Source organism: Sphingobacterium kyonggiense, from assembly GCF_039536825.1.
Lineage (GTDB): Bacteria > Bacteroidota > Bacteroidia > Sphingobacteriales > Sphingobacteriaceae > Sphingobacterium > Sphingobacterium kyonggiense.
Window position 1 is genome coordinate 216,985 of record NZ_BAAAZI010000010.1, and the last position, 26,777, is coordinate 243,761.

A 26,777-nucleotide genomic window follows, 5' to 3' on the forward strand; every position below is an offset into this window, starting at 1 on the left:
TATTAGTTATTAACGTTATTTAAACTATCTACTACCAAAGTAACGTGGTTCGAACGCTTACGGATTCTGTATCCACGACCTTGAGGAGCTGGACGCAATCTTTTCAATTGACGGCCACCGCCTACAGATACTTCTTTTACAAATAAGCCACCATCTTCTACAGATGCACCTTCGTTTTTAGCTTCCCAGTTCTTGATCGCTGATAATAATAATTTCTCAACGCGAACTGCTGCTTCTTTTCCAGTGTGTTTCAAGATGTAAAGTGCAGTTTCTACTTTCTGACCACGGATAAGATCCACTACTAAACGCATTTTACGTGGCGATGTAGGGCAGTTTAATAACTTGGCAGTAGAAGCTCCTCCTACTTGAGCTTTTTCCTGCTCTTTGCGCTGCTTAATTAAAACAGACTTTTTGAGTTTTTTTGTTGCTTCCATTACCTATTATTTTTTCTTTTCTGCGTGGCCTCTGAAAGTACGCGTAGGCGCAAATTCACCAAGCTTGTGACCAACCATATTCTCTGTTACATAAACTGGAATAAATTTATTCCCGTTGTGCACTGCGAAGGTATGGCCAACAAAATCAGGTGAAATCATTGATCTACGAGACCAAGTCTTAATTACTGACTTCTTGTTTGTTTCATTCATAGAAAGAACTTTTCCTTCTAAGTTGTGATCGATATAAGGACCTTTTTTAATTGAACGAGCCATTATTTTTTCCTTCTCTCAATGATGTAACGATTCGATGTTTTCTTCTTGTAACGAGTTTTGTAACCTTTCGCCAAAACTCCATTGCGTGAACGTGGGTGACCTCCAGATGAACGTCCTTCACCACCTCCCATAGGGTGATCAACAGGGTTCATTGCAACACCACGAACGCGTGGACGACGTCCTAACCAACGCTTACGACCAGCTTTACCTAATACTTGGTTAGACTTCTCTGCATTCGATACAGAACCGATAGTCGCAACACAAGTTAATAAGATCATACGAGTCTCGCCTGAAGGCAATTTGATGATCGCATATTTGCCGTCACGTGCAGATAATTGCGCGTAAGTACCAGCAGAACGTGCGATGGAACCACCTTGTCCTGGATTCAACTCAATGTTGTGGATGATTGAACCCAAAGGAATGTTTGCCAATGGCATCGTGTTTCCTACTTCTGGGGCTACATTCTCACCTGCTACGACTGTCTGTCCTACTGTCAATCCTGCTGGAGCGATGATATAACGCTTCTCTCCATCAGCATAGTGTAATAAGGCAATACGTGCTGTACGATTTGGATCATACTCAATCGTCGCAACTTTTGCAGGGATATCTTTTTTATCGCGTTTAAAATCAATTAATCGGTATGCTTTTTTATGTCCCCCACCGATGTAACGCATAGTCATTTTACCGGAGTTATTACGACCACCTGAACGCTTGTTGATGCCAACTACTAATGATTTCTCAGGAACGTTAGTTGTAACGTCTGAATAATCAGCACCTACTCTGAAGCGAGTACCAGGGGTAACCGGTTTGAATCTTTTAACTGCCATTTCTTATTATAGTGTACTGTAAAAGTCAATAGTTTCACCATCTTTCACTGTGATGATGGCCTTTTTATATTTCGGGCTTCTTCCAGAAACAAATCCTGCTTTAGTGTAACGGCTTTTCGCTTTACCTGCAACAACTGCAGTGTTTACAGCTACTACGTTTACTCCAAACATCGCTTCAACAGCGTTTTTGATTTGAATCTTGTTAGCTCTATGATCTACTTTGAAAGCATAACGGTTTCCTTTTTCCGTTAATAATGAAGCTTTCTCAGTTAAAATAGGTTTTTTAATAATTTCCATATTACTTAGCGAATGCTTCCTCCAAAGTTTTAACAGAATCTGTAGTTAACAACAATTTCGTCGCGTTCAATACATCGTAAGTATTTAAATCCGATGCTACGATTACTTTTGCTTTCTTCAAGTTTCTGCTTGATAAATAAACATTTTTGTTGTACGCTGGCAACACTAATAATGTTTTCTCGTCAGCGATGTTTAATGCATTTACAAGAGCTAAATAGTTTTTAGTTTTGATTGAGTCGAAGTTTACTTCGTCCAATACAACAACATTGTTCTCTTGAGCTTTGTAAGATAATGCAGATTTACGTGCTAATTGTTTCAATTTTTTGTTCAATTTGAAACTGTAGTCACGAGGAACCGGTCCGAATACACGACCACCTCCGTTAAACAATGGAGATTTGATAGAACCCGCACGGGCACCACCAGTACCTTTTTGTTTGTGTAGTTTACGAGTTGAACCCGCAATCTCATTACGTTGTTTTGATTTAGCTGTTCCTTGGCGTTGGTTCGCTAAGTATTGCTTCACATCTAAATAGATCGCATGGTCGTTCGGCGTAACACCAAATACTGACTCAGGAAGTTGCACCTTGGCACCTGTTTCTTTACCTGATAAATTAAATACGTTAATTTCCATCTCTACTATTTGTCTACGATTACATATGAACCCTTAGCTCCTGGAATGGAACCACTAACAACGATTAGGTTTTGCTCAGCATAAACTTTCAATACTTGTAAGTTTTGAACTTTTACCCTGTCTCCACCTGTACGACCTGCCATACGAGTACCTTTGAATACTCTAGAAGGCCATGAAGAAGCTCCCAATGAACCTGGCGCACGTAGTCTGTTGTGCTGACCGTGAGTCGCACCACCTACACCACCAAATCCGTGACGCTTCATAACACCTTGAAATCCTTTTCCTTTTGAAGTACCAACTACATCTACGTACTCACCCTCTTCAAAAAGTGTAACATCAATAATGTCTCCTAGTGACTTCTCGTCTTCGAAAGTCTTGAACTCAACTAGTTTACGCTTAGGACTAACGTTTGCTTTTGCAAAATGTCCTTTTAAAGGTGCGGTTGTGTTCTTTTCCTTGGCATCGTCAAATCCAAGTTGAACAGCTGAATAACCGTCCTTTTCTACCGTACGTATCTGCGTTACCACGCACGGCCCAGCCTCGATTACTGTACAAGGGATATTCTTCCCTTCAGCGTTGAACAGGCTGGTCATTCCTACTTTTTTACCAATAATTCCTGACATGTTATAAATAAATTAATTAAAAGTCCATCGAAGCAGTAGGGCTTCGCTCAAGACATACTTCTCCCATTAAGGGACTGCAAAAGTACAAACAATTTTATAACTATCAAATAGTTAGTAAATTATTTTTTCAAAAACACCAAGAGGAAACTGTTTTTTGTATTTGGAGGTAAATAGATCTGCAAACAAATAATACTTGAAAAAATATGGAGAAAGGAATAATTAAAAAGAAAAAAGGACCATGATCAACACATAATCCTAAGGATAACCATATCAAAAGTTACAACTTTAGCATCCAATATCCAAACCATTAACAACCACATCTCTCCCTACTACCTATCGCACCATAATTCTAATTACTAAATACTAAAATTTATATACTAAAAAAAGAGGGTCACCCCTCTTTTTTTTAAAACTGACCTGTGTTTAGCATCACTAATGTACAGGCTTCAACGACTTCAATCCCTTGTTCGCGGGCTTTGTCGGCTAATTCTTTATTCTCAGCTCCTGGATTAAAGATAATCCGTTTAGGATTGGTTTTTAATATATAGTCGTAGTATCCCGATTGATTTTGCGGCCCTACGTATAGGGTTACTGTATCAATATCCGTATGGATCTCCTCTGCAGGCTCGATCTCTACTCCAGCAACCTTCCCAGTTTTCCGACCAACATTCACAATCGGGAAACCTTTTCTCACCAATTTATTGGCCACTAAATACGAATATCTGGCTGGATTAGTACTCGCTCCTAAAATCAAGGTTTTTTTCATAAATTCTTATAATTGTTAATGAACAAATTCGCCATTTGCATCATATGCATTTTGTCTCAAAATAGGTATTTCTAATATCTTATACAAATTATCTAAGTTATTCAAACTTCCATTTGCCATATTCGTAAGCAAGACGATAACCACATCATTTTTCAAATCCCTTACATACAAACTTTTAAAGCCATGCCACCAACCTGTGTGGTAAACAATTGGATTGCCTGCTGGACTGAACGTTCTCCATCCATAACCGTAGCTAAATAATCCCCGCTTTGAATCACTTCTAGGCGTATAGGCCGAATCCAATGTAGCTTGTTGAAGAATTCTTCCATCTCGAATCGCACGGTCTAATAGGTACATATCTTCTACAGTACTGTAAATACCCTTATCACCAACTGGCCCATCCAGGTAATTTTGCACCACTGAACGTCTCCAAACCTTGTCATGACCAATTACTTTCGTAGGAATCTTTTCATATACTGCCTTTGAATATACATTGGTATGCTTCATCCCGGCAGGATCAAAAATCGCTTCCTTCATATAGACAGCAAAATCCTTACCTGTGACTTTCTCAATAATAGAAGCCAAAACCATAAAATTGGAATTGTTGTAATGGAATCTACCATCGGGAGCACCATAACGATTAGGCTTATGCTCAATCAGCAAGTTCATGGCATCCTGGTTGGTCATCGCTTTCTTTCTATCCTTCCAAGCTTCTTCTGAAAAATAAACATAGTTTGGCAAACCAGATCGGTGCGACAACAATTGCTTGATCGTAATTCCAGGAAAAGGAAAATCAGGATAAAAATCATTAACTGTCTGATCCATTTTCAACTTTCCCTCTTCCACCAACTTCAAGGTTGCCAAAGCTGTCATCGGCTTAGAAGCTGAAGCCAATTCAAATTGCGAATCAATATTCAAACTATCTTTTAACAGATAATCCGCCCAACCAAATGAACCTTCATATAATATCTTACCTTTCTTTGCTACCAACACATTCCCATTGAATCCTGATTTCTTATGCAGGTTCTGCATAAAGGAATCAATCTGAGGATCACCTTTCGTTGGGTCATATACAAGGTTGATACTATCTTGTTTCGCCTGATTTACTTTGATCTCTTGTTGTTTCGCTTCAGGAGATGAGCAGGACACCAAAAAATATGTCCCAATATTTATTAAAATTAACAACCGTTTTATCACCACGCTTCTATTCCTATTTTACTTTACGCTTTTTTTTATGTTTGGACAAATTACCACTTATTACTAAAAATTACAATAAATCCAAGGCTACTTTTAATAAATACTAACGTAATATTTTTAAAACCTAAACGGAAATTGTTTTTCGGTAAACCCCACTCCATTTACAAACGCACTCAAGCAGAAATTCGTATATAGAAAAAGGGGTAAAACAATCGCTTTACCCCTTTTTATTTAAGCTGTCCTTAAGACAGAAATGTTATGCTAATAAACGAATTGGCGCTTCTAACAATCCTTTTAAGGTTTGCAAGAATTGAGCTCCAGTCGCACCGTCAACCACACGGTGATCACAACCTAGGGTCAATTTCATGATGTTACCAGGAACTACAGCTCCATTTTTCACTACCGGTACTTGTTGTATAGCTCCAACAGATAAGATCGCTCCATCAGGAGAGTTGATAATCGATGTAAACTCATCGATTCCAAACATACCTAAGTTAGAAACTGTAAAGGTAGATCCTTCCCAATCTGAAGGTTGCAATTTTTTGCTTTTAGCTTTCTGAGCAAAATCTTTCACCTCAGCAGAGATGTGTGATAGGCTCTTACCATCAGCGAAACGTACTACTGGTACTAATAAACCGTCTTCAACAGCCATCGCTACACCAATATTCGTGTGCTCATTATAACGGATTTTATCTCCTAACCATGATGAGTTAACATTTGGATGTTGTTTCAAGGCAATTGCAACAGCTTTAATAACGATATCGTTGAATGAAACTTTCACTGGTGCTACTTCATTGATTTGCGCACGTGCAGCCATCGCATTGTCCATGTCGATACTTACTGTCAAATAGAAGTGTGGTGCAGTGAATAAAGATTCCGATAAACGACGAGCAATGGTTTTACGCATTTGGTTAACCGGTTTCTCGGTATAACGCTCTTCGCCTACATAAGTAGGAAGAGAAATAGTCTTCACATCTGACTCCGCAGGTTTAGCTGCCGCTGCAGCAGGAGCTGAAGCAGATGAAGTAGAAGCTGAAGGAACAAAGTTCTCTACGTCTTTCTTTACGATACGACCATTTTCAGCCGAACCTTTTACTTGAGTTAAATCAATCCCTTTTTCTTTAGCAATTTTACGAGCCAAAGGGGATGCTTTAACACGTGAATCATCCGAAGTACTGCTAGCTGCACTTTCAGTAGAAGCTGCCTTTTCTGAACTTGCCTCAGCCTTAGGAGCAGATTCCTTCGTATCTTTTGCTTCAGTCTTAGCTGGAGCCGATTTCTGATTCAATAATGGAGTCACATCAGTTCCTGCAGGACCAACGATCGCGATGATATCATTTACCTTCGCCGCTTGACCAGCTTCCAAACCAACATATAATAAAGTACCATCAGCGTACGCTGTAACTTCCATAGTTGCCTTATCAGTTTCTACATCAGCAATAGCATCGTCCGATTTAATGGTATCTCCTACTTTGAAGTTCCATTGAGCAATAACACCTTCAGTCATTGTATCGCTCAATAAAGGCATGGTAATTACCGTTACGCCTAAATCTTCCGCAGTTACTTGACTTCCAGTCTCAGCAGCTGGCTCTTCTGTTTTTTCTTCTTTGGCTTCTTCTTTCTTCTCCTCAGTTTTAGGAGCAGTAGCACCGCCATCTTCTTTTAATAAAGCTTCATAGTCCTCGCCTTCATCACCCAATACCGCGATTACTGCATCGATCGGCACTGCTTCACCTTCTTTAGGTCCTACGTATAATAAAGTTCCTTCTTGGTAAGACTCAAAGTCCATAGTAGCCTTGTCTGTTTCGATCTCAGCAACTAAATCACCTGAATTAACTTTGTCTCCAACTTTTTTGTGCCATTTTGCGATCACACCTTCTGTCATCGTGTCGCTCATCTTAGGCATTCTTACTACTTCAGCCATTTCTTAGGATTGTTCTATATGAGTTAAAGTAATTATCTATTATTAGTCCATTACAAATGGATAGTCTTGTTGCACATAAACATCTTCATAGATGGCTTCAGGTGCAGGATACGGTGATTCTTCTGCAAATTTAACAGAATCATCAACGGTCTTTTTAACTTCTGCATCTACCTGCTCAAACCAAGCATCATCTGCATATTTGTTCTCAACGATAGCATGTTTAACAGCTAATAGTGGATCACGTTCTTTATACTCTTCTAATTCTTCTTTAGTACGGTATTTAGCCGGGTCAGACATCGAGTGTCCTTTATAACGGTAAGTACGGATTTCTAAGAATGTAGGACCTTCACCTGCACGAGCACGTTGAACAGCCTCATCCATTGCATTGTGAACAGCAACTACATCCATACCATCTACTGGTGCACTAGGCATATCAAAACCTAAGCCCATTTTGTAGATATCTATCATGTTAGTCGTACGTTTTACGGAAGTTCCCATTGCATAACCGTTGTTCTCACAAACAAAGATCACTGGAAGTTTCCATAACATCGCCATATTCAAGGTTTCGTTGAACGCTCCTTGACGAACCGCACCATCACCCATATAACAGATGTTCACATTATCAGTACCTAAATACTTTTCAGCAAATGCAATACCAGCACCCAGTGGAATTTGTCCACCAACGATACCGTGTCCGCCCATGAACTTATGTTCTTTCGAAAAAAAGTGCATTGAACCACCTTTACCTTTTGAACAGCCTGTTGCTTTACCAAATAATTCTGCCATACATGCATCCGCTGAAACGCCTTTTGCCAAAGCATGTGCGTGATCACGATATGCTGTAATCAAGGAATCCTCAGGCTTAATAACTGACATGGTGCCTGCTACTACTGCCTCTTGTCCAATATATAAATGACAAAATCCACGGATTTTTTGCTGTCCGTATAATTGTCCAGACTTCTCCTCAAATTTGCGCATGAGCAGCATAGATCTATACCACTCCAGGTAGGTTTCTTTTGTTATAGGTGTTGAACTCATTTCTAAGTATTGAATTTCTTTACTAAACTGACCACAAATTTAATCAATTTTAACGAGATTTCGGATAAATTTTAGGTTACATTTCTTCTATTTCAATATACCTTGTAGAAAATACACTTTATAACCGCTATAATTCCCTTTGCGCTTCCTTAAAAGCTATTTTCCTTTCATCACGAACTCTTAAACAATCAAAAAAACGACCTTATTTAAGTCGTTTTTTTGTAAATATTGTTCTCTCTGGCCTAACTTAACTTAGCAATCAGTGCTGCTACGTTCAATTTCTCTTGCTCTCCAGAATCCATGTTTTTTAATGATAATTGTCCTGAGCTCACCTCTTCATCTCCTATTAATAAAACATAAGGAATTTGTTTAGAATCGGCATAACTCATTTGCTTTTTCAACTTAACTGCTGCAGGATATAATTCAGCAGCAATCCCTGCCTGACGCAATTGGTACAACAAAGGCAAAGTAAATTCCTCGAGAGCTGTATCAAAATTAACGATCAACACTTTTGTCCTTTCAGCATTACTTGGAGGAAACAAATTAAGCTCCTCCAACACATCGAATATACGATCTGCGCCGAAGGAAACTCCCACACCGGTCAAATCCTTCAAACCAAACATGCCCGTCAAATCATCGTATCGGCCACCACCACCAATACTCCCCATCTGTACTTCATTGGTCTTTACCTCAAAAATACAGCCTGTATAGTAGTTAAGACCACGGGCCAAAGTAATATCCAACTCCACTTCATTCTCTAGAAGCTGAGCCTGTCCTAATTTTCTTAAATATTCAAAAACAGTTTCAATTTCATTGATTCCTTTCAAACCAATGGTAGAACCTGCCAACACCTGTTTCAGAGAAGCTAACTTCTCTAGGTTCGTTCCACGAAGTTCAATGATCGGTTGCAAAGCAGATAAGTCTGCTTCAGTAAACCCACGCTCTAATAGCTCCTTATTGACTCCGTCTAAACCAATCTTATCCAACTTATCAATGGCTACTGTCATATCCACGATAAGTTCTGGTTTACCAACCACCTCAGCGATTCCTGAAAGGATCTTGCGATTGTTCAGTTTAATGTTAAAGTCCTTTAATCCCAGCTTTGTCAATGCCTCATGATAAATCAAGATAAATTCTGCTTCGTTTAACAAAGAATCAGAACCTACCACATCCACATCACATTGATAGAACTCCCGATAGCGGCCTCTTTGAGGACGATCAGCACGCCATACCGGTTGAATTTGAAAACGCTTAAAAGGTAAAGAGATTTCGTTTTGATGCATCACCACATAACGCGCAAAAGGAACAGTCAAATCATAACGCAATGCTTTCTCCGAAATCGAAGAAATCAAGGCTACCGAATTCTTTTCCTCCAGTAACTTTTCCGGAGCTTTAGATAAATAATCCCCAGAATTCAAAATCTTAAAAATCAGCTTATCTCCTTCGTCACCATATTTCCCTGTCAAAGTACTTAAGTTTTCGAATGAAGGTGTCTGAATTTCCGAATACCCATATTTCTTGAATATGGTCTTCAACGTATTATAAATATGATTACGCTTCTCCATTTCTACGGGCGTAAAATCACGTGTTCCTTTAGCTAATGATGGTTTTATTGATGCCATGTCGGCAAAGATATGGAATTGATGTGAGATTTGAGATGCGAGATATAAGACATCTGGCAGATAAAAAATGTATAGGAAATGTTATTAAAAACAGTGTTTTTTATATTGTAAGCCCCAATTTTATATTTTAGAGGTTGTATGTATCTCTAATGTATCCATCAACAATCTAAATAAAATCACCCCAAACCCCCACAAAAAACAAAAGGGCTATAACACCCTTACTATCTCATATCTCCCCTCACCTCTCATCATGCCATTTCCACTTCAAAAATCTTCAGGAACTCACACGCCTTTTCCGCTGCAAGCTTTTCAGCACTTTTCTTGTTGAAGTCACGACCAATTCCACAGTCTTTACCATCAACTACGACTTTGACAGAAAACAGCTTATTAGATTCTCCTTCTGGATTTTCAATCTGTAGGAAAGCTACCTCTTTACCATTATGCTGGCACCATTCAATTAAACGGCTTTTAAAGTTTGTTTCTGTGATTTCCAACGTATGGATATCCACATGTGGCTTAATGATTCGGGTTAAGAGAAATTCACGTGTAAATTGGTATCCACGATCCAGGTATACCGCTCCGACAAGAGCTTCAAAAGCATCTCCAAGTAGGGAGCCTTGTTTATTGGGGTAACTTATCATCCGGGCATCATACTCGATCATTTCGTTGAACCCCAATTTTCGAGATAACTGGTTCAAATTTGCCCGAGAGACAATCTTTGAACGCATCTCCGTTAAAAAACCTTCATCCTTGTACGGATAAAGCTTGAATAACAGTTCAGCAATGACGGAACCTAATACGGCATCGCCTAAGAACTCCAAGCGCTCATTGCTATTTTTCACACCATCCTTCACCACAGTCGCAACAGATTTATGTCGGAAAGCCATTTGGTACAAACGAATATTCCCTGGGACAAAGCCCAAGAGATTCTTTAGCTTACGTACATAAGTTCGACTGGGAGACAGATATAAGTTATAGACCTGTTTGATGGGCATGATGCAAATAAATAACAAATAGGTAGTTGAAAATTCAACTACCTATCAGTAAAGTCTTAGTCCTTTATAAAATAAAATACCATGTTAACCTTTATACTTTTTGAAGATAACGGAAGCGTTGTGTCCGCCAAAGCCAAAGGTATTGCTCAATGCTGCATCAACAACACGTTTCTGAGCGGTATTGAAGGTAAAATTCAATCGATTATCGATTTCTGGATCATCTGTGAAGTGATTGATTGTCGGTGGAACGATATCGTTCTGTACCGATAAGATCGATGCGATGGCTTCAACAGCTCCCGCAGCACCCAACAAGTGACCTGTCATCGATTTGGTTGAACTAATGTTCAATTTGTAGGCATTCTCTCCGAATAAATCTACGATAGCCTTTGTCTCACTAACATCTCCAACTGGTGTTGATGTACCATGAACATTGATATAATCAATGTCAGAGAAATCTAGACCTGCATCTTGGATCGCCATGGTCATTGCCAATTTGGCTCCTAATCCCTCAGGATGGGAAGCAGTGATGTGATGTGCATCCGCACTCATACCGCCACCTACAATCTCTGCGTAGATCTTAGCACCACGGGCCAAGGCATGTTCTAAACTCTCTAATATGATAGCGCCGGAACCCTCACCTGAAACAAATCCATCTCTATCCTTATCAAAAGGTCTAGATGCTGTCTTTGGATCATCATTACGGGTTGATAGTGCGTGCATAGCGTTGAACCCTCCGATTCCAGCTTCATTTACAGTTGCCTCTGAACCACCAGTGATAATAATATCGGCTCTTCCCATACGAATATAGGTAAAAGCATCTATCATTGCATTGGTTGCAGATGCACATGCAGATACTGCTGAAAAATTAGGTCCACGAAGTCCATGACGCATGGAGATATGCCCAGGGGCGATATCCACCAACATCTTCGGAATAAAGAAAGGATTGAATCGTGGGGTTCCATCTCCTTTAGAGAAATTCGCAACTTCTTCCGTAAAAGTAGTTAATCCACCTATTCCTGATCCCCAAATTACACCAATCCGGTTCCTGTCTAACTGATCAAAATCCAATCCAGCATCCTTAACCGCCTCATCTGTTGAAGCGATGGCATACTGTACGAATGGATCAACTTTGCGCGCCTCTTTACGATCCATGAAATCATGGGGATCAAAACCCTTCACCTCGCAGGCAAATTGAGTCTTGAATTTCGACGCATCAAAATGTGTGATAGGAGCAGCTCCACTTACACCATTGATCAAACCCTCCCAGTACGCTGGAACGGTGTTACCGATTGGTGTAAGTGCGCCTAATCCTGTTACAACTACTCTCTTAAGCTCCATTTATGATGTTTGGCCTAATAAAATTAGTTAGTTAACGTTTTTTTCTAAGTAAGCGATTGCTTGACCTACAGTACTGATGTTTTCAGCTTGGTCATCTGGAATTGCAACGTTGAATTCTTTCTCGAATTCCATGATCAACTCTACTGTATCAAGTGAGTCTGCACCTAAATCATTCGTGAAAGAAGCCTCTGGTGTTACATCGTTTTCGTCTACACCTAACTTTTCAACGATAATTGCTTTTACTCTTGATGCGATATCTGACATGATTTTCTAGTTTAATTGTTTAATAAATCTGTGCAAAGAAAAAATAAATTTCCCCAATAATCAAATCTTTTTGACTTTTGGAACCAAATAAAGAACAAAGCTAGCCCTAGTTTGGTTTTTAACACCCCTAGTTTTTAACCTTATTCAATAATAACAAAAGAAAAATAGTTTTACAAACTTAATGTACAATTAATGATAATTTTATCTTAAAAGACTATATAACGCGCATTATTCCTTATTTTTGTTCCAAACAAATCCAAAATCCCAAATTGAGTAAGATCACCTTCAAACTAGAAACTGACTTTGATTTAGAACTAGATTTTAATCTGGTAGGTATTAGTGCTACACTCCGGGATTATCGACTTGCTCACTTCATAAATAAACATACAGGGCTCCTGTTCATTAATGGTAAAGAGGATTACAAAGACCATAATGGTAACAAAAAAGACAAACCTCAAAATGAACTCGACTACCACATTATCTATGAAGCCAAAAAAAACAAACCCAAAGTAAGAAATCACTTCACAATATATCGATACCATAATCAAACTTTCGAATTTGAATATTATTTGCTTAGCAATAAATCCCTCGAAGGGGCTACCCTGTTGCCTGAAATCGTAAGTTTTGACTACTTCCTGATCATAAAACATTTTATCCATCCTGAAGATCTGGACTACCTTATGGACAGTATAAAAGAGATACCAGAGGTCTTACTTGTAAAAGAAATAGACCCAACTGCATTGAAATCTAAAGAAAATCTGATATTTTAGCAGATTATTAGATAGTGTAATAACTACACATGAACCTAAAGACTGTACGATATCCCTAAGAAATATCAACAGTCATGATATAAAGAGTGTAAAAATTTAAAATTTATTCAAATGGATAAACTAAAAAAGCGGACCAAAATTGTTGCAACCCTAGGTCCAGCTTCTTCAAAAAAAGATGTGCTTACGCGAATGATTGCTAAAGGTGTCGATGTTTGCCGCCTAAATTTCTCTCACGGAAGCCAAGATGATCACTTAAAAGTGATCAATACCATCAACGAAATCAACCAAGAAAACCCTTTCAATGTAGGAATATTAGCCGATTTACAAGGACCAAAAATCCGTATTGGTAAAATGAAAGAGGGTGGTGCGATTTTAGTAAATGGCACTACAGTTGAAATCACCACTCATGAGCAAATCGGTGATGAAAAGAAAATTTACATCACCTACGAGAACTTTCCTAACGATGTTAAAGAAAATGAAATCATCTTATTGGATGATGGAAAACTACAATTACGCGTATTAAATACAAATCATAAGGACACTGTAACTTGTGAGGTTGTACACGGTGGTATTTTGACATCCAGAAAAGGTGTAAACCTTCCTAATACAAAAGTTTCTATCCCTTCATTAACAGAAGAAGATCTAGACAACTTGAACTTTGCCCTTGATCATGGTGCTGATTGGATCGCGATGTCTTTCGTGCGTTCGGCTGAAGATATTCACCAATGTAAAGAAATCATCAAAGAAAAAGGATCACATGCTAAGGTAATCGCTAAGATCGAAAAACCAGAGGCTATTGAGAACATCGACGCAATTATCGAAGCTACTGATGCGATCATGGTTGCTCGTGGTGATTTAGGTGTGGAACTTCCAATGGAAGAAGTACCTGGTTTACAGAAAATCATTGTTCAAAAATGTCGTAACCTTTCCAAGCCAGTAATTATCGCTACGCAAATGTTGGAAAGTATGATCACTACACCACGCCCTACCCGTGCAGAAGTTAACGACGTTGCCAACTCGGTAATTGATGGTGCTGATGCTGTGATGCTTTCAGGAGAAACTTCTGTTGGTGAATTCCCAGAAATCGTTATTGAAACAATGGCGAAGGTTATTACCCATGTTGAAGCAACTTCTTACCCGTACTATAGCGAAAAAGAAACCCTTGGAACAGTAAATGTAACACGAATTCCTGATGCCATCTGTAGCTCTTCTATCTTCTTGGCAGAGAAAACCAATGCATCAGCTATTGCGGTGATGACTGCTTCTGGTTATACAGCATTGGAAATCTCCAGCTACAGACCAGACGCTGACATTTATGTCTTTACAGGTAATAAAAACCTATTACGCACCTTGAGTTTAGTATGGGGTGTAAACACCTTCATTTACGAAAAATACGAAAGTACCGATGGTACAATTCAAGATGTAAACGGTCTTTTGAAAAAACATCAATTGGTGGTACCTGGACAGATTGTAATCAATACATCTTCTACCCCTCTTCATGCAAAAGGCAGAACAAATACTATTCGTGTTTCTGAGGTAAGCTAATTCTAAAAACAGGATATTTAGGACGGCCATAGTTATTCAAACTATGGCCGTCTTTTATTTATTTTTTAATAAATTGAACATACGTTTCGAACGCTATCCACGTTATTTAATTTAGATAAAAACCAACATATGAAAAGAAACTCCAGCCTCCTTGTCCTGTTCATCTGCATGATGATTTTTTCGCAACAATCTTTTGCACAAAAGCTATCCGAACTAAAACCCCAAATTGAAAATATTCTTAAAAAATACAAGGCAAAGGTTGGCGTTGCTATTCATAATCAAGACTATAACGACAGCTTAATTTTCCATGGCGATCATCATTTTCCTTTTCAAAGCACCTATAAATTCCATCTAGGGATAGCCGTTTTAGACCAAGTTGATAAAGGGAAATTGAAGCTGAATCAAGTGGTTGAAATAAGCAAAGCAAAAGTTACCACGGAGCTATATAGTCCGATAAAAGATAAATACCCCAACGGCACTAGTCTGCCACTAAGTGAGATCCTGTATTATACCATTGCAGAAAGCGATAATGTGGGTTGTGATATCCTATTTGAATTGTTGGGAGGAACAGAAGTGGTCGACAAATATTTTAAAGATTTAGGATATAAGAATTTTGACATCAAGTTAACTGAAGAAGTTCAGCAAGCCAATTGGGACCGACAATTTGAAAACTGGACCACTGTAGGTGCAAGCAATCAAGTCTTGCATGATTATTATGTCAATAAAGATAACCGACTTTCTCCTGAATCCTATAAATTCCTGTGGGATACGATGCGTGCAACAAAAACTGGCCAAGACCGTATCGTAAACCTGTTGCCTAAAGGTACTATTGTGGCACACAAGACAGGTACCTCGGGCAGAAACAGAAAAACTGGAGAGATTGCAGCAACGCATGATATTGGCGTCGTAACACTTCCAAATTCAAAGGTTTTCTACATTAGCGTTTTAGTGAGTGAGTCTTTGGAAGGTGATGCAAATAGTGCCAAAATCATAGCAGAGGTTGCTAAAGCAGCTTGGGACTTTTACACGAGTAAATAACCGAATTAAAATAATATATAATAGAAAAGCCAACAGCAATCCCTGTTGGCTTTTCATTTTAAGGCACATTATTTTGACCTATTTTTATTTCTTACTAGCATTTAAAGGCAAAACCTTTAGGGTATCTACTTTTCGAGCAGGCTGATTTAACTTCTCTGTTCCCGGCATCTTCACACTACTTTGTGGATCCAATTTCTTTTGCAATATGACAGAGTCATCCTTTCCACTTCTGTTGCTATAGGCATTTGGAATAAGTCTCAAATTGAAATTATCAACTGTTTTTATGGCTCCCACAGGCTTTAGAACATTTACCTGATTGCCCGCATCTTTTAGCTCCACTGGTTGGATCTCTGAACTGGCCAAGAGATTATTATTGGTTTTTGTTGTCAAATCCAGGTTAATGGATTTGTTCTCCTGCTTTTTTTCCTTATTTTGAGCATATGTCATTGAGACTCCAAAAATTAAGGAAAGTAACGTTATTGCAAATGGTTTCATATTCAGCTCCTTTTGGTAATTGTAAAATACGAATTTAACAACAAGCAGATCAAAACCGCCTTAATTCGCTGTTAAATTGTGTTAAATGAGTAAATTAGCTGATTTCCCTTATTACTTTTGTAACAAATGAAGAAAAGAAGTATTGCATTGATCATTTGGCTGATGTCCATCGCGCTTATTGCCGTGATGGCAATGCAGTATTACTTTGTCCGTGAATCTTTCCGACAAAAATCCAAAATATTTGACGATGCCGTAAAAGCATCTTTAGCAACCGTTGCCAATAAACTGGAGCAACAAGAGATCTATGATTTTGCTCAAGAACAGGAAAGAAAGAATCAAAAACAATTTATAGAAAACCAAAAAGCACAACAACAGAAGCAACTTATTTTAGCGAAACAAGTCGAATACCAAGAGCGTATTAAGAAATTGCAAGTTGAATTATTTGACTATGAACAAAGATTCAATGAGGCGGAAAGGGAGTTGAACAGCAACTTCATGAACATCCCTATCGACAATGATTTCTTTGAAACCTATATTCGGAGTAAGCCTAATCCTCAACTCCTCATTTGGTTAGAAAAAATCCGAATGCCAGATGGCAGCATTAGAACATTCCCTCGAGTAGATGCTGTGAAACAAACCTCAGTAATTCGAGCACGTGATGATTCCTCAAGATACATCATACCTAAATTTCTACCAGGAGATGAACGAGCAAGCAGTTTCCAATGGGTAACTCTACCACCAAAAACGAATAATAAAATAATCTCAAGCATTATTCAGTTAGAAAAAGAGCTTGTCAAGATGAATAATGTTAATCTAGACAATGCATCCAGCCTCTTCGATTCTGTGGCTGTTTTAAGCGGCAAGAAGAGCTCGGTTGTTCAAGACGCAGCGTTCGGACTCGAACTGACCAAACGTCCCTTAGAGCAGCGCTTAAACCGTCAGATCGTTAAACAGCTTTTGGTGGATGAATTAGCAGAGCGAGGAATCAATTCCTCATTCGTATTGCAGGTAAAGACTTCTAAAAATTCTCCTTTGGTATTTCAAGAAGTACACCTGATTAACAACGAAGATTTTGAAAAAATCAATAACCCGATTATCTATAAAACGAAATTATTCCAAGGTGATCAAGGAAAGTCACCAGGTGAATTAGGAATTTATTTCCCAAACAAGGATAGCATTATTGCCAGCAATATGGGTTACTGGTTATTCCCAACCATTCTAGCGCTCCTTGGTTTATTGATTGGTAGTTTTGCCTATACCTTGATGATCATCTTTAGACAGAAGAAAATCTCCGAGATGAAAACTGACTTCATCAATAACATGACACATGAGTTTAAGACTCCAGTGGCGACCATTATGATCGCCAGTGAATCATTAAGAGATCCGGAGATATCAGCAGATGAAAAACGTGTCAGCAAACTCGCTAATATCATTTACGATGAAAATGTTCGCTTAGGTTCGCATATTGAACGGGTATTGAATATTGCACGTCTTGAAAAAGAAAACCTAAAAATTGAACGTGTAAATGTGCATGTCAATACATTGGCAAATGCTGTATTGGAAAGCATGAAATTGCAGTTGGAAAAAGCCGGTGGTACCTTGGAAATTAACCTGGATGCCAAAAAAGATATCGTGATTGGTGATGAACTACATTTATCGAATGTCATGTATAATCTAGTAGACAATGCCATAAAATATAGCAAGGAGAAACCTGAAATTACTTTCCGAACCTTAAACCGCGGAAAAAATATTGTGATATCGGTTTCCGATAAAGGGATTGGGATGACGAAGGATCAGGCGGAGAAGATTTTTGACCAATTTTACCGTATCCCAACTGGAAATATCCATAATGTAAAAGGTTTTGGACTAGGCTTAAGTTATGTGAATGATATCATCAAAAGATTAAACGGAAGGATAACTGTGAAGTCTGAAAAAGATAAAGGCACACAATTTGAAGTGATTTTACCATTAAGAAACTCCTAAAAAGAGGTATCTTAAACTATATAGCTTGAAAATTTATGAATCAAAAGATATTATTAGCAGAGGATGACCCAAATTTGGGTGAATTACTCAAAGACTATTTGGAGTTAAAAGGAAAGTTTGATGTTGTACTTTGTGTCGATGGACAGGAAGCGATGGAAGCTTTTCGTAAGGAGGAATTTGACCTCTGCATCCTAGATGTCATGATGCCTAAAAAAGACGGCTTCTCTTTGGGAAAAGATATTCGCAAGATCAATCAGACAATCCCCATTATCTATGCCACTGCAAAAGGCATGATGGAGGATAAAACCCAAGCCTTTGAGCTTGGTGGTGATGATTACATCACGAAACCTTTCCGTGTTGAAGAACTACTTCTTCGGATCAATGCACTTCTTAAACGTGCATCCAAAGACAAGGAAGAAGAAATATCGGACAAATTTGAAATCGGCGAATACTTCTTCGATTATACCAGTCAAATTATCTCTTTCAAAGGACAACAACAAAAGCTTTCCACCAAAGAAGCGGAATTGCTCCGTTTGTTATGTCTGAAGAAAAACGATGTCCTCACCCGTGAAGAAGCATTGATCAAAATATGGCATGATGACAACTATTTCACAGGCCGTAGTATGGACGTGTTCTTGAGTAAGCTAAGAAAATACCTCAAAGAAGACCCAAGTGTCGAAATTGTCAATGTACATGGTAAAGGCTATAAGCTGCTTGTAAGCTAAAATAGTATTTAGTAGAAAGTATTTATTATTTAGACCTATGGCGGAAAAACCATGGGTCTTTTTTGTGGATTAAAAGATTGGATTAGGGGGGGGTGGTATTGGATCAAAGGCGGGTGGATAAAAAGTATGCAACTTCCAATTCAGAGCGAAGCGAAGAATCTTTGTTTCTTCCCTACCAAGCCTGTCATCTTGAGGCTTGCCGAAAGAACTTCAAGCTATATAGAGAAAGGCGACAGATTTTAAAAGACTGTTGCTTTTTAATGGTGTGTTTAAATGAGTTTAATGGTTGTATCTGACTGCGGGCAATGCATGCATCGCCTCTACATGAAACGGAAATATCCAAACAAACTTCCTCCTCTGACAGCGAAGCGTTCTCACACATCTCGTTCAGTCATAGGTCTTTACACTAACCACTAAATACTAAAAATTTTCTTCAATTCCACTTGCAACCTAGCGGTTGGCAAGCCAATGACGTTTTCATAGGAGCCAATTATCTTTCCGATTCCGATTCTACCGATCCATTCTTGGATGCCGTAGGAGCCGGCTTTATCCAGTGGTTGATATTTTTGCACGTAGTACTCGATTTCCGCTTCAGTAAGGTTATTTAACCATACTTGGGTTTCTTCTACAAAGCGAATAAATTGATTTTGGTATGCGCAGGAAACTGCGGTATAGACCCAGTGCATTTTTCCAGATAGGCCTTGGATGACTTCCTTTGCTTCGTTTAGGTCTTTTGGTTTTCCCAACACTGCTCCCTTTTCATCCAAGACGATAGTATCTGCGCAGATAACTAATTTATCAGCAAATTCATCTGAGGGGAATGCAGCCAATTTAGCATCCGCAATATGTTGTACAATCTGAATTGGACTTAGGTTTGGGTCATAGCTTTCATCTGTTTCGCGAACCTCAACTTGGAAGGCTATGTCCATGTCGGACAACAATTCTTTTCTACGAGGTGATTTAGACCCTAAGATCACTTCGATTGTTTTCAAACGTTCTTGTAAAATCATCAGATACTTTTAATGCTGGTTTCTACACTCCAAATTCCTTGCAGTTTCATAACCTTCTCTAAAATATCTCGAACTGCTCCCTTTCCACCAGCAAAAGGCGACATGTAATGACTAATCTCCTTAATTTCTTCAATGGAATCCGAAGGACAACAAGCAAATCCTACCGCTTGCATCACTTCAAAATCCGGAAGATCATCTCCCATATATAATAAATCTTCCTTGCTCAAGTTATATTTACCCATCAAATCTTGCAAAAGGGCTAACTTATCGCTTACTCCTAAATGAACTTCGGTGATTCCTAAGCCAAGCATACGCTTGCGAACCCCTTCTGAACGTCCTCCCGAAATCACCCATATCGGCAAACCTCGTTTAATAGCCAATTGCATAGCATAACCATCCTTGACGTAGAAAGTCCGCAATTGATGCCCCTCCTCTGTCACATGAATGGAACCATCTGTCATGACACCATCAACATCCAAGATAACCGCTTTAATGTGTTTGAGCTTTTGAAAAATCATATTCGCATTTTTCCCAAATGTAAGGAAAGTTTTTCGATCCAATTTACCCTTTAATTAATCAAAAACAGCCATTCCCTTATCTGTTCAAACAGATAAATCAGAGAATTGTCAGATTATAGTTGCTCATGCAACTTTTTTATCCAAATGCTTTGCAGTTACCAATTTCTGCTGTACTTTTGTGGAACAATTCAGCGGTAACGTAGAATTAATTTAAAATTGTCTTTTCATAATTTAGGTTTATAATTGGTTAGTATCAAACCCTGGCGCCCATCGTCAGGGTTTTTTCTTTTTACAGGTTAGCCTATTTTCCATCTGTTCTTTGCAAGTATTTTCACCTTAAATTAATCCAACGAATTTTGGAATGACAACATCAACATTAGTATTACCACTTATTAGGAAGTAAATAACATCATAATCTGGTCGATATTGCTTTGATACTGCTACGCATTTTCCTTGGATATGATATGGATCTTGTTCGGAACTCGTTCGGTCGGAACCGAACGAGATCCGAAGGAGATCCGAACAAGTTCCGAAGGAGATCCGAATAAGTATCGAAGGAAACCAATAGGAAAGACGTCAGATAGCAGACAAAAGACCACAGAAATTCACAACAAAAATGAGACTATCTTATACAGAAATATAACCTCGGAAAAAGAATAGAAAGCATAGAAAAGGGTATAAATTTCATAAAAAATGCCCATAGCAAATGTGTTGCTATGGGCATTTCCATATTTTTATTATTGGAGTTTATTATTTCTTTTCTGGACCATTTGGTTTCGATATGGAAGTACGCATATCGGTGTCTGCTTGTAAGTTTTGCATTTTATAATAATCCATTACACCAAGATTACCATTTCTAAAAGCTTCAGCCATAGCAAGTGGCACTTGCGATTCTGCTTCAATAACTTTCGCTTTAGCTTCTTGTGCTTTAGCACGCATCTCTTGTTCAGTAGCTACCGCCATTGCACGACGTTCTTCCGCACGTGCATTCGCTACTTTCAAATCAGCCTCTGCTTGATCAGTCTGTAGTTTTGCACCAACGTTTTCACCGATATCGATATCAGCAATATCAATAGAAAGAATCTCAAATGCAGTACCAGAGTCTAGCCCTTTAGCAAGAACTGTTTTAGAAATACGATCAGGATTTTCCAATACTTCTTTATGATTAGTTGAAGAACCGATTGTTGTTACAATACCTTCACCGACACGCGCTAGGATGGTCTCTTCACCAGCACCTCCGACTAATTGATTGATATTAGCACGTACCGTTACACGCGCTTTCGCGATTAACTGAATCCCATCTTTAGCTACCGCAGCAACTGGAGGTGTATTGATAACTTGTGGGTTTACGGATAACTGTACCGCATCAAATACATCACGGCCAGCCAAGTCAATCGCCGTTGCTAATTTAAAATCTAAAGGGATATTCGCTTTATCTGCTGAGATTAAAGCTTTGATTACTTTATTGACATTACCCCCAGCTAAATAATGCGTTTCAATTTCATTACTCGTGATTTTTAAACCTGCTTTTGTAGATGTAATCATCGCATTGGTAACCAAGGCAGGTGATACTTTCCGCAGACGCATCAACACCAAATTCAATAAACTGATTTTAACATTGGATAATTGGGCAGTGAACCAAAGATTTAGGGGCAATAGGTATAATAATACGAATATACCAATTACAGAACCGATAATAATTAGAATTAATTGAACAGGTGCTTCCATGCAATAAGGATTAATAATTTTTATATGTAACTAAAGATAATAAATATTTCGAGAATCCATAAGTTCCTTACCCTTCTACTCTATTAAAAAAACATTTCACAACTTTCAAAGCTCCAAAAAAACCAGCTGAATTCTTATAAAAATGATACAAGGATTATCGAATAAGTTTTGTTTTTATCGCATCAACGAATTAATTGTTAAAAAATTAGAGAATGAAAGTAAAAGTTTAAACAAAAATTTAGAATTTTGTAGCAATTTTTCGCATAAATTCCATACTTTGAATGAAAAGTTAGAAAACGGTAGTTTTCATTTTTAGCGTTTCAACCTAGTATTATGTGGCTTATTACTTAACATTTAAAACAAACAACGCAGTTAGCTGCACTTCAGATCTAAACTTGAAATCAACAACATCGTTTATTGTTGCTAATCCAGGTTTTTTGATTTTAATATCAAGCTTTTATTAACGAGACATGAACAAACTCAGTTTATTAAGGTGGCAGTTTATAGGCAGTACCATCGTTGCCTATCTCATCATTATATTTTCATTTTGGTTTTTCTTGGATAAACAGAATGCATATTCCTCTCAGGTAGATGAGTATATGACACTTTCACAAGAAAAATTTAATGAAATCCAGCAATGGGAAATTGCTATTCAGAAGTTTTCCAAGTATAAAAATCTTCAAAGTCAACAAAACGGCATCTTAGAGGATCAACTTAAAGGACAAATCTCCAATAGCTTAAAAAAACTAGAAGAAAAGAATAGCTTAATTGAAAAACCTATAGTTTCATTGGCGGATGCGAAGGCTATGAGTACTTCATTTTTTGAAGAAAAAAATCAAGTTATTCAGAACCTCAATAATGTCCCACAACGATTAGCTGAAGAGCAAGAAAGAATTGTTGAAGTAAGCAATAAAATCACCAATGAGGTTGTTCAACGTCGAAAAGATAAAGTGGCAGAGGGTCATAGTAACCTGGATAAGACAAGAAGATATACGATCATTTTTGGAATATTCTCCCTTCTTGTGATATTATTGGTGCTATTGCAGACCATGCGTATCCTTGCACATTTACGGAAGACAGGAAAACGTGGGCGAGATCTTAACCAGAATCTGATGGAAACCACTAAAAAATTGGAGGATGTCAATTGGGTACTTCAAAACTCATCCAAAATCCACAATCAAATTAATGGTCTCCTAAGCGAACAGGAAATCGCGAAAAAATCTGTAAATTTCATTGCTGATGTGGTGAATTTTTATGCTGCAGCCTTTTATGTTCGCAAAATTGACTCCTATCAATTTTCCTTAAGATATAGTAAAGGACTGGAAAGTAAGGAGACGATCAATCAGTTTTTGATGAGTGATGGAATACTTGGTGCTGTTGCAGAAGAAAAAAAACCGCAGATTCTTCCTATTCAGGACCTCAATAGAACCCATATACAAACAGCTACTATAAAAAATTTAGAAGCCGATGTTATTATTTTCCCTATAATAAATGAAGATTATTGTATCGGAGTATTAGAAATAATTGGCTCTTTTCCGGAAGGTAAAAAAGAGAGTATCTTAAATTACCTTGACCGTACAACACAATCTATCGGTTCAACATTACACTCCAGACAAAATCATGCGTTGGTTGAAGAGTTATTGGCCGAAACCCAGAGACAAACAGAAGAACTGGAAGCACAACAAGAAGAACTTCGTATTACCAATGAAGAATTGGTTTATAAAACAAACTTGCTAGAAGCATCGGAAGAGGAGCTTCGTGTTCAACAAGAGGAATTGTCGCAAGCCAATAAGGAGTTGAATGAAAAAGCTGCTGAATTGGAACGTCGGAACTTGGAGTTGAATGAAGCGCATAATATCGTGGAACAGAAAATTGTTGAAGTCGAGCAAGCGAGTAAATATAAGTCTGAATTTATGGCCAACATGAGCCATGAATTACGGACCCCTCTGAATAGTATTTTGATTCTTGCTAAGCTTCTTCAGGATAACAAACAGAAGAACCTGAATGAGGAGCAAACGAAATATGCATCTGTGATTCACAATGCAGGCTCTGATCTATTGCAATTAATCAATGAGTTATTGGATTTGGCGAAGATTGAGTCGGGTAAGGTAGAAATGATGAAAGAGCAGATTGATACTCGAGAGTTTGCTTTAAACATGGAGTCCTTATTCAAGGAATTGGCGAAAGAGAAGTCTATACAATTTGATATAGACATCTCAGAGGCTCCTGAACATTTCGTGACGGATGAATATCGATTAGAACAAGTGCTTAAAAACTTCTTATCGAATGCATTCAAGTTTACGGACAAGAAGGGAAAAATAGAATTAACCATCAGTCAGCAAGCTGGGAATTTACAGTTCGCTGTTCGAGATTCTGGAATTGGTATATCGGAGGACAAACAAGCCTTAATATTTGAGGCCTTCCGTCAAGAAGATGGCTCGACGAGTCGCAAATATGGTGGAACCGGATTAGGACTTTCCATTTCTAGAGAAATATCATCATTATTAAATGGCCGAATATCCCTTCAAAGTGCTCTTGGTGAAGGAAGTACATTTACTTTAATCATCCCCTATTTAGCCGAAGTTCCTACTTCAGAAGAACAGGAAAAACCGAAGCAAAACACCAAAGAGAGAAAAGAGTCATCTCCTACAAAAGCTGCTTCAAACCAAGAAGCTAAAGTTGAATCTAAAGTCTCAGAAAAGACTGAAAACACGGAAAAAGCAGCCGGTAAAAGCATCTTGATCATTGAGGATGATGTCAATTTTGCCGATATTCTGAAAGGTTTCTCTACAGGATTTGGTTTCGAAACGATGAATGCCTATGATGGTATTGCAGGTATTCAAATGGCTAGACATAAACAGCCGGATGCAATCATATTGGATGTGATGCTTCCATTGGCAGATGGATGGCAAGTATTAAAAACACTGAAAAATGATCCTGCGACCAAGCACATCCCTATTCATATGATGTCTGCCGCTAATTTTGATAAAAAAGATTTCTTAGAATCAGGGGCTATTGGTTTTATGGCAAAACCGGTAACAGAAGAAAGTATTGCCTCAGCCTTTGAAAATATTCAGATCAATATCAATAAGGAACTAAAGAAAATCCTGTTGATTGAAGATCAAGAGTTTCAAAGTGACCTCATCAAAAAGGCATTCGCAGAACAAAACATTAATGTGATTCAAGCTTTTACCATTGAATCTGGCATGAAAAAACTAGAGCAGGAAAAGAACCTAGACTGCATTATTTTGGACATTAAGTTACCTGATGGTAGTGGTTTGGAGATGCTGGATAGAATCAAAGCAAATCCAGAATTTGAGAAATTGCCAGTCATTATCAATACGGCTTATGATTTGACTTCAGAACAAACGGAGCGTATATTACGTCATACACAGTCCATGGTTTTAAAATCCAGTAAATCTAATAATAGACTGATTGATGAAGTAAATTTGTTCTTAAATAAATTGGCTACGCCGGCATATAGTCCGATTAAGAATCTGGATAAAATAGATCCGCAAGAGAATTTCGGAGCAAGTGTATTGGAGAATAAGACCGTGCTGATAGCTGATGATGATATGCGAAATGTATTTGCATTGACCTCCTCATTACAGCAGTACAACATGAAGATTGAGATTGCGAACAATGGTTTAGAGGCTGTGCAATTGGTTGAAAATCCAGAGAAGAAAATCGACATTGTATTGATGGATATTATGATGCCGGAAATGGATGGTTATGAAGCTATACAGCAGATTCGCAAAAACAAGAAAAATAACAACTTACCTATAATCGCTGTTACAGCGAAAGCAATGAAAGGTGACCGAGAGAAATCCATCGAGCTTGGAGCAAATGATTATGTAAGTAAACCAATTGATTTAGATCGCTTAGTATCATTAATGCAAGTATGGCTGAGTTAAAAGTGACATATGACATCACCTTTCCTGAGATTGAGGAATTGATATTTTTATTAAAAAACGTATCAGATTTTGATCTTTCGGGCTATACAAGGTCTTCTTTAAAACGCAGAATCCAACGGATTATGAATTTAGAGAGTTTAGATTTTGTAGACCTTAAGAATGCCCTAATCAATATTCCAGGTTTTCAACAATTCTTTATTCAAGAAGTGACCGTCAATGTGACGGAAATGTTTCGTGACCCAGCTTTCTTTAATCGCCTGAATACCGAGATTATCCCCTACCTTCAAACCTTTCCTCGTATAAAGATCTGGAGTGCTGGATGTTCTACAGGTGAGGAGGTCTATTCTTTAGCGATCTTGCTCAAAGAAAACAATCTATACGATCGTTCTTTTATCTATGGGACAGACATCAATAGTAAGGTTTTGGACATCGCAAAAAAAGGTATTTATCCATTGCGGAAATTCAAGGAATACTCCGATAACTTCAACACTTACAATTCGAAGGAAAGCCTTTCCAAATACTATACCGCTCGCTATGAAGCAGCCATTATCAATCACGACATCCGGCAGAACATATTATTTTCTACGCACAATCTAGCAAGTGACCAGGTATTCAATGAATTTCATTTAATCACCTGTAGGAATGTCCTGATTTACTTTGACCTGGAATTACAAGAACGGGTCATTAATTTGTTTTATGAGTCTTTGGCTTTGTTTGGCTTTCTGTGTTTAGGAACAAAAGAAACGATTTTGAAACATCCTGTTATGGCAAATTTCAAAGTGGTAGACAAGGAATTCAACATCTATCAGAAAATAAAATAGG

25 protein-coding genes are annotated in these 26,777 nt (G+C 38.1%); 7 read left to right on the forward strand and 18 right to left on the reverse strand.

The features are described from left to right. Positions 1 to 2: 2 nt before the first annotated feature. The 14 genes from rplV to ABD676_RS12760 all read right to left on the reverse strand — a co-directional run bounded on the left by rplV (position 3) and on the right by ABD676_RS12760 (position 12,229). The gene (gene rplV / locus ABD676_RS12695; protein WP_344675065.1) at positions 3 to 434 is read right to left on the reverse strand and encodes a 50S ribosomal protein L22; all 432 of its coding nucleotides are present in this window, start codon (positions 432 to 434) and stop codon (positions 3 to 5) included. A 6-nt stretch (positions 435 to 440) separates the two neighbouring features. Then, positions 441 to 707 (reverse strand): 30S ribosomal protein S19, encoded by a 267-nt coding sequence (rpsS, locus tag ABD676_RS12700; RefSeq protein WP_021189653.1) that lies wholly within the window; start codon positions 705 to 707, stop codon positions 441 to 443. Beyond that, positions 707 to 1,534 (reverse strand): 50S ribosomal protein L2, encoded by an 828-nt coding sequence (gene rplB, locus ABD676_RS12705; RefSeq protein ID WP_344675070.1) that lies wholly within the window; start codon positions 1,532 to 1,534, stop codon positions 707 to 709. Before rplB ends, rpsS begins: the two co-directional genes overlap by 1 nt. 6 nt (positions 1,535 to 1,540) lie before the next feature. Beyond that, positions 1,541 to 1,831, reverse strand: a complete 291-nt coding sequence (rplW, locus tag ABD676_RS12710) for a 50S ribosomal protein L23 (protein ID WP_344675071.1) — start codon at positions 1,829 to 1,831, stop codon at positions 1,541 to 1,543. A gap of 1 nt (position 1,832) precedes the next feature. Continuing rightward, positions 1,833 to 2,462, reverse strand: a complete 630-nt coding sequence (rplD, locus tag ABD676_RS12715) for a 50S ribosomal protein L4 (RefSeq protein ID WP_344675072.1) — start codon at positions 2,460 to 2,462, stop codon at positions 1,833 to 1,835. 5 nt (positions 2,463 to 2,467) lie between these two features. Next, positions 2,468 to 3,085 (reverse strand): 50S ribosomal protein L3, encoded by a 618-nt coding sequence (gene rplC / locus ABD676_RS12720; RefSeq protein ID WP_344675074.1) that lies wholly within the window; start codon positions 3,083 to 3,085, stop codon positions 2,468 to 2,470. 406 nt (positions 3,086 to 3,491) lie between these two features. Further along, positions 3,492 to 3,851, reverse strand: coding sequence for a CoA-binding protein (locus tag ABD676_RS12725; RefSeq protein WP_344675075.1), 360 nt, complete (start codon positions 3,849 to 3,851; stop codon positions 3,492 to 3,494). A gap of 15 nt (positions 3,852 to 3,866) precedes the next feature. Continuing rightward, positions 3,867 to 5,036: a serine hydrolase domain-containing protein gene (locus ABD676_RS12730; RefSeq protein ID WP_344675076.1), complete on the reverse strand. Its 1,170-nt coding sequence runs from the start codon at positions 5,034 to 5,036 to the stop codon at positions 3,867 to 3,869. A gap of 268 nt (positions 5,037 to 5,304) precedes the next feature. Further along, on the reverse strand, positions 5,305 to 6,972 hold the full coding sequence (locus ABD676_RS12735) for a 2-oxo acid dehydrogenase subunit E2 (RefSeq protein ID WP_344675077.1): 1,668 nt from the start codon (positions 6,970 to 6,972) through the stop codon (positions 5,305 to 5,307). Positions 6,973 to 7,014: 42 nt separating this feature from the next. Continuing rightward, positions 7,015 to 8,010 carry a pyruvate dehydrogenase (acetyl-transferring) E1 component subunit alpha gene (pdhA, locus tag ABD676_RS12740; protein ID WP_344675079.1) on the reverse strand — a complete coding sequence of 332 codons (996 nt, stop codon included), beginning with the start codon at positions 8,008 to 8,010 and terminating at the stop codon, positions 7,015 to 7,017. 242 nt (positions 8,011 to 8,252) lie between these two features. Then, on the reverse strand, positions 8,253 to 9,632 hold the full coding sequence (gene hisS, locus ABD676_RS12745; RefSeq protein ID WP_344675081.1) for a histidine--tRNA ligase: 1,380 nt from the start codon (positions 9,630 to 9,632) through the stop codon (positions 8,253 to 8,255). Positions 9,633 to 9,880: 248 nt separating this feature from the next. Further along, on the reverse strand, positions 9,881 to 10,627 hold the full coding sequence (gene rnc, locus ABD676_RS12750) for a ribonuclease III (RefSeq protein ID WP_344675083.1): 747 nt from the start codon (positions 10,625 to 10,627) through the stop codon (positions 9,881 to 9,883). Positions 10,628 to 10,711: 84 nt separating this feature from the next. Further along, positions 10,712 to 11,965: a beta-ketoacyl-ACP synthase II gene (gene fabF, locus ABD676_RS12755; RefSeq protein ID WP_344675085.1), complete on the reverse strand. Its 1,254-nt coding sequence runs from the start codon at positions 11,963 to 11,965 to the stop codon at positions 10,712 to 10,714. A 27-nt stretch (positions 11,966 to 11,992) separates the two neighbouring features. Beyond that, positions 11,993 to 12,229, reverse strand: coding sequence for an acyl carrier protein (locus tag ABD676_RS12760; RefSeq protein ID WP_344675086.1), 237 nt, complete (start codon positions 12,227 to 12,229; stop codon positions 11,993 to 11,995). A gap of 269 nt (positions 12,230 to 12,498) precedes the next feature. On the opposite strand from ABD676_RS12760, the gene ABD676_RS12765 reads away from it, so the two are divergent. The 3 genes from ABD676_RS12765 (at position 12,499) to bla (ending at position 15,582) form a co-directional block, all read left to right on the forward strand. Then, on the forward strand, positions 12,499 to 12,999 hold the full coding sequence (locus ABD676_RS12765) for an IPExxxVDY family protein (RefSeq protein WP_344675087.1): 501 nt from the start codon (positions 12,499 to 12,501) through the stop codon (positions 12,997 to 12,999). Positions 13,000 to 13,110: 111 nt separating this feature from the next. After that, positions 13,111 to 14,544 carry a pyruvate kinase gene (gene pyk, locus ABD676_RS12770; protein ID WP_344675088.1) on the forward strand — a complete coding sequence of 478 codons (1,434 nt, stop codon included), beginning with the start codon at positions 13,111 to 13,113 and terminating at the stop codon, positions 14,542 to 14,544. A 129-nt stretch (positions 14,545 to 14,673) separates the two neighbouring features. Next, positions 14,674 to 15,582, forward strand: a complete 909-nt coding sequence (gene bla, locus ABD676_RS12775; RefSeq protein WP_344675090.1) for a class A beta-lactamase, subclass A2 — start codon at positions 14,674 to 14,676, stop codon at positions 15,580 to 15,582. A gap of 84 nt (positions 15,583 to 15,666) precedes the next feature. Here the strand turns inward: bla and ABD676_RS12780 are convergent, their stop codons facing one another. Further along, the gene (locus ABD676_RS12780; RefSeq protein WP_344675091.1) at positions 15,667 to 16,077 is read right to left on the reverse strand and encodes a hypothetical protein; all 411 of its coding nucleotides are present in this window, start codon (positions 16,075 to 16,077) and stop codon (positions 15,667 to 15,669) included. A gap of 126 nt (positions 16,078 to 16,203) precedes the next feature. Here ABD676_RS12780 and ABD676_RS12785 point away from each other — a divergent pair, with 126 nt between their 5' ends. Both ABD676_RS12785 and ABD676_RS12790 read left to right on the forward strand, forming a co-directional pair. After that, complete coding sequence (locus tag ABD676_RS12785) at positions 16,204 to 18,060, forward strand: sensor histidine kinase (RefSeq protein WP_344675092.1); 1,857 nt, start codon at positions 16,204 to 16,206, stop codon at positions 18,058 to 18,060. A gap of 35 nt (positions 18,061 to 18,095) precedes the next feature. Beyond that, the gene (locus ABD676_RS12790; protein WP_344675093.1) at positions 18,096 to 18,785 is read left to right on the forward strand and encodes a response regulator transcription factor; all 690 of its coding nucleotides are present in this window, start codon (positions 18,096 to 18,098) and stop codon (positions 18,783 to 18,785) included. Between the two features lie 413 nt (positions 18,786 to 19,198). Here the strand turns inward: ABD676_RS12790 and ABD676_RS12795 are convergent, their stop codons facing one another. From ABD676_RS12795 to floA, 3 genes are all read right to left on the reverse strand, one after another. Next, positions 19,199 to 19,795, reverse strand: coding sequence for a Maf family protein (locus ABD676_RS12795; RefSeq protein ID WP_344675095.1), 597 nt, complete (start codon positions 19,793 to 19,795; stop codon positions 19,199 to 19,201). Further along, positions 19,795 to 20,313, reverse strand: a complete 519-nt coding sequence (locus ABD676_RS12800) for a KdsC family phosphatase (RefSeq protein ID WP_344675096.1) — start codon at positions 20,311 to 20,313, stop codon at positions 19,795 to 19,797. Before ABD676_RS12800 ends, ABD676_RS12795 begins: the two co-directional genes overlap by 1 nt. A 750-nt stretch (positions 20,314 to 21,063) precedes the next feature. Continuing rightward, complete coding sequence (gene floA / locus ABD676_RS12805) at positions 21,064 to 22,041, reverse strand: flotillin-like protein FloA (protein WP_344675097.1); 978 nt, start codon at positions 22,039 to 22,041, stop codon at positions 21,064 to 21,066. 470 nt (positions 22,042 to 22,511) lie between these two features. Between floA and ABD676_RS12810 the strand changes: the two genes are divergently transcribed. Both ABD676_RS12810 and ABD676_RS12815 read left to right on the forward strand, forming a co-directional pair. Then, complete coding sequence (locus ABD676_RS12810) at positions 22,512 to 25,955, forward strand: response regulator (RefSeq protein ID WP_344675098.1); 3,444 nt, start codon at positions 22,512 to 22,514, stop codon at positions 25,953 to 25,955. Beyond that, complete coding sequence (locus ABD676_RS12815; protein WP_344675099.1) at positions 25,943 to 26,776, forward strand: CheR family methyltransferase; 834 nt, start codon at positions 25,943 to 25,945, stop codon at positions 26,774 to 26,776. The genes ABD676_RS12810 and ABD676_RS12815 overlap by 13 nt, the downstream gene beginning before the upstream one ends. Position 26,777 lies beyond the last annotated feature (1 nt).

Coding starts and splice junctions, on each gene's coding strand:
- rplV (WP_344675065.1), bottom strand. CDS start 434: ATGGAAGCAACAAAAAAACTCAAAAAGTCTGTTTTAATTAAGCAGCGC.
- ABD676_RS12800 (WP_344675096.1), bottom strand. CDS start 20,313: ATGATTTTTCAAAAGCTCAAACACATTAAAGCGGTTATCTTGGATGTT.
- rnc (WP_344675083.1), bottom strand. CDS start 10,627: ATGCCCATCAAACAGGTCTATAACTTATATCTGTCTCCCAGTCGAACT.
- rplB (WP_344675070.1), bottom strand. CDS start 1,534: ATGGCAGTTAAAAGATTCAAACCGGTTACCCCTGGTACTCGCTTCAGA.
- rplD (WP_344675072.1), bottom strand. CDS start 2,462: ATGGAAATTAACGTATTTAATTTATCAGGTAAAGAAACAGGTGCCAAG.
- ABD676_RS12785 (WP_344675092.1), top strand. CDS start 16,204: ATGAAGAAAAGAAGTATTGCATTGATCATTTGGCTGATGTCCATCGCG.
- hisS (WP_344675081.1), bottom strand. CDS start 9,632: ATGGCATCAATAAAACCATCATTAGCTAAAGGAACACGTGATTTTACG.
- rpsS (WP_021189653.1), bottom strand. CDS start 707: ATGGCTCGTTCAATTAAAAAAGGTCCTTATATCGATCACAACTTAGAA.
- fabF (WP_344675085.1), bottom strand. CDS start 11,965: ATGGAGCTTAAGAGAGTAGTTGTAACAGGATTAGGCGCACTTACACCA.
- ABD676_RS12760 (WP_344675086.1), bottom strand. CDS start 12,229: ATGTCAGATATCGCATCAAGAGTAAAAGCAATTATCGTTGAAAAGTTA.
- ABD676_RS12780 (WP_344675091.1), bottom strand. CDS start 16,077: ATGAAACCATTTGCAATAACGTTACTTTCCTTAATTTTTGGAGTCTCA.
- ABD676_RS12790 (WP_344675093.1), top strand. CDS start 18,096: ATGAATCAAAAGATATTATTAGCAGAGGATGACCCAAATTTGGGTGAA.
- pyk (WP_344675088.1), top strand. CDS start 13,111: ATGGATAAACTAAAAAAGCGGACCAAAATTGTTGCAACCCTAGGTCCA.
- ABD676_RS12795 (WP_344675095.1), bottom strand. CDS start 19,795: ATGATTTTACAAGAACGTTTGAAAACAATCGAAGTGATCTTAGGGTCT.
- pdhA (WP_344675079.1), bottom strand. CDS start 8,010: ATGAGTTCAACACCTATAACAAAAGAAACCTACCTGGAGTGGTATAGA.
- ABD676_RS12735 (WP_344675077.1), bottom strand. CDS start 6,972: ATGGCTGAAGTAGTAAGAATGCCTAAGATGAGCGACACGATGACAGAA.
- rplC (WP_344675074.1), bottom strand. CDS start 3,085: ATGTCAGGAATTATTGGTAAAAAAGTAGGAATGACCAGCCTGTTCAAC.
- bla (WP_344675090.1), top strand. CDS start 14,674: ATGAAAAGAAACTCCAGCCTCCTTGTCCTGTTCATCTGCATGATGATT.
- ABD676_RS12815 (WP_344675099.1), top strand. CDS start 25,943: ATGGCTGAGTTAAAAGTGACATATGACATCACCTTTCCTGAGATTGAG.
- floA (WP_344675097.1), bottom strand. CDS start 22,041: ATGGAAGCACCTGTTCAATTAATTCTAATTATTATCGGTTCTGTAATT.
- rplW (WP_344675071.1), bottom strand. CDS start 1,831: ATGGAAATTATTAAAAAACCTATTTTAACTGAGAAAGCTTCATTATTA.
- ABD676_RS12810 (WP_344675098.1), top strand. CDS start 22,512: ATGAACAAACTCAGTTTATTAAGGTGGCAGTTTATAGGCAGTACCATC.
- ABD676_RS12725 (WP_344675075.1), bottom strand. CDS start 3,851: ATGAAAAAAACCTTGATTTTAGGAGCGAGTACTAATCCAGCCAGATAT.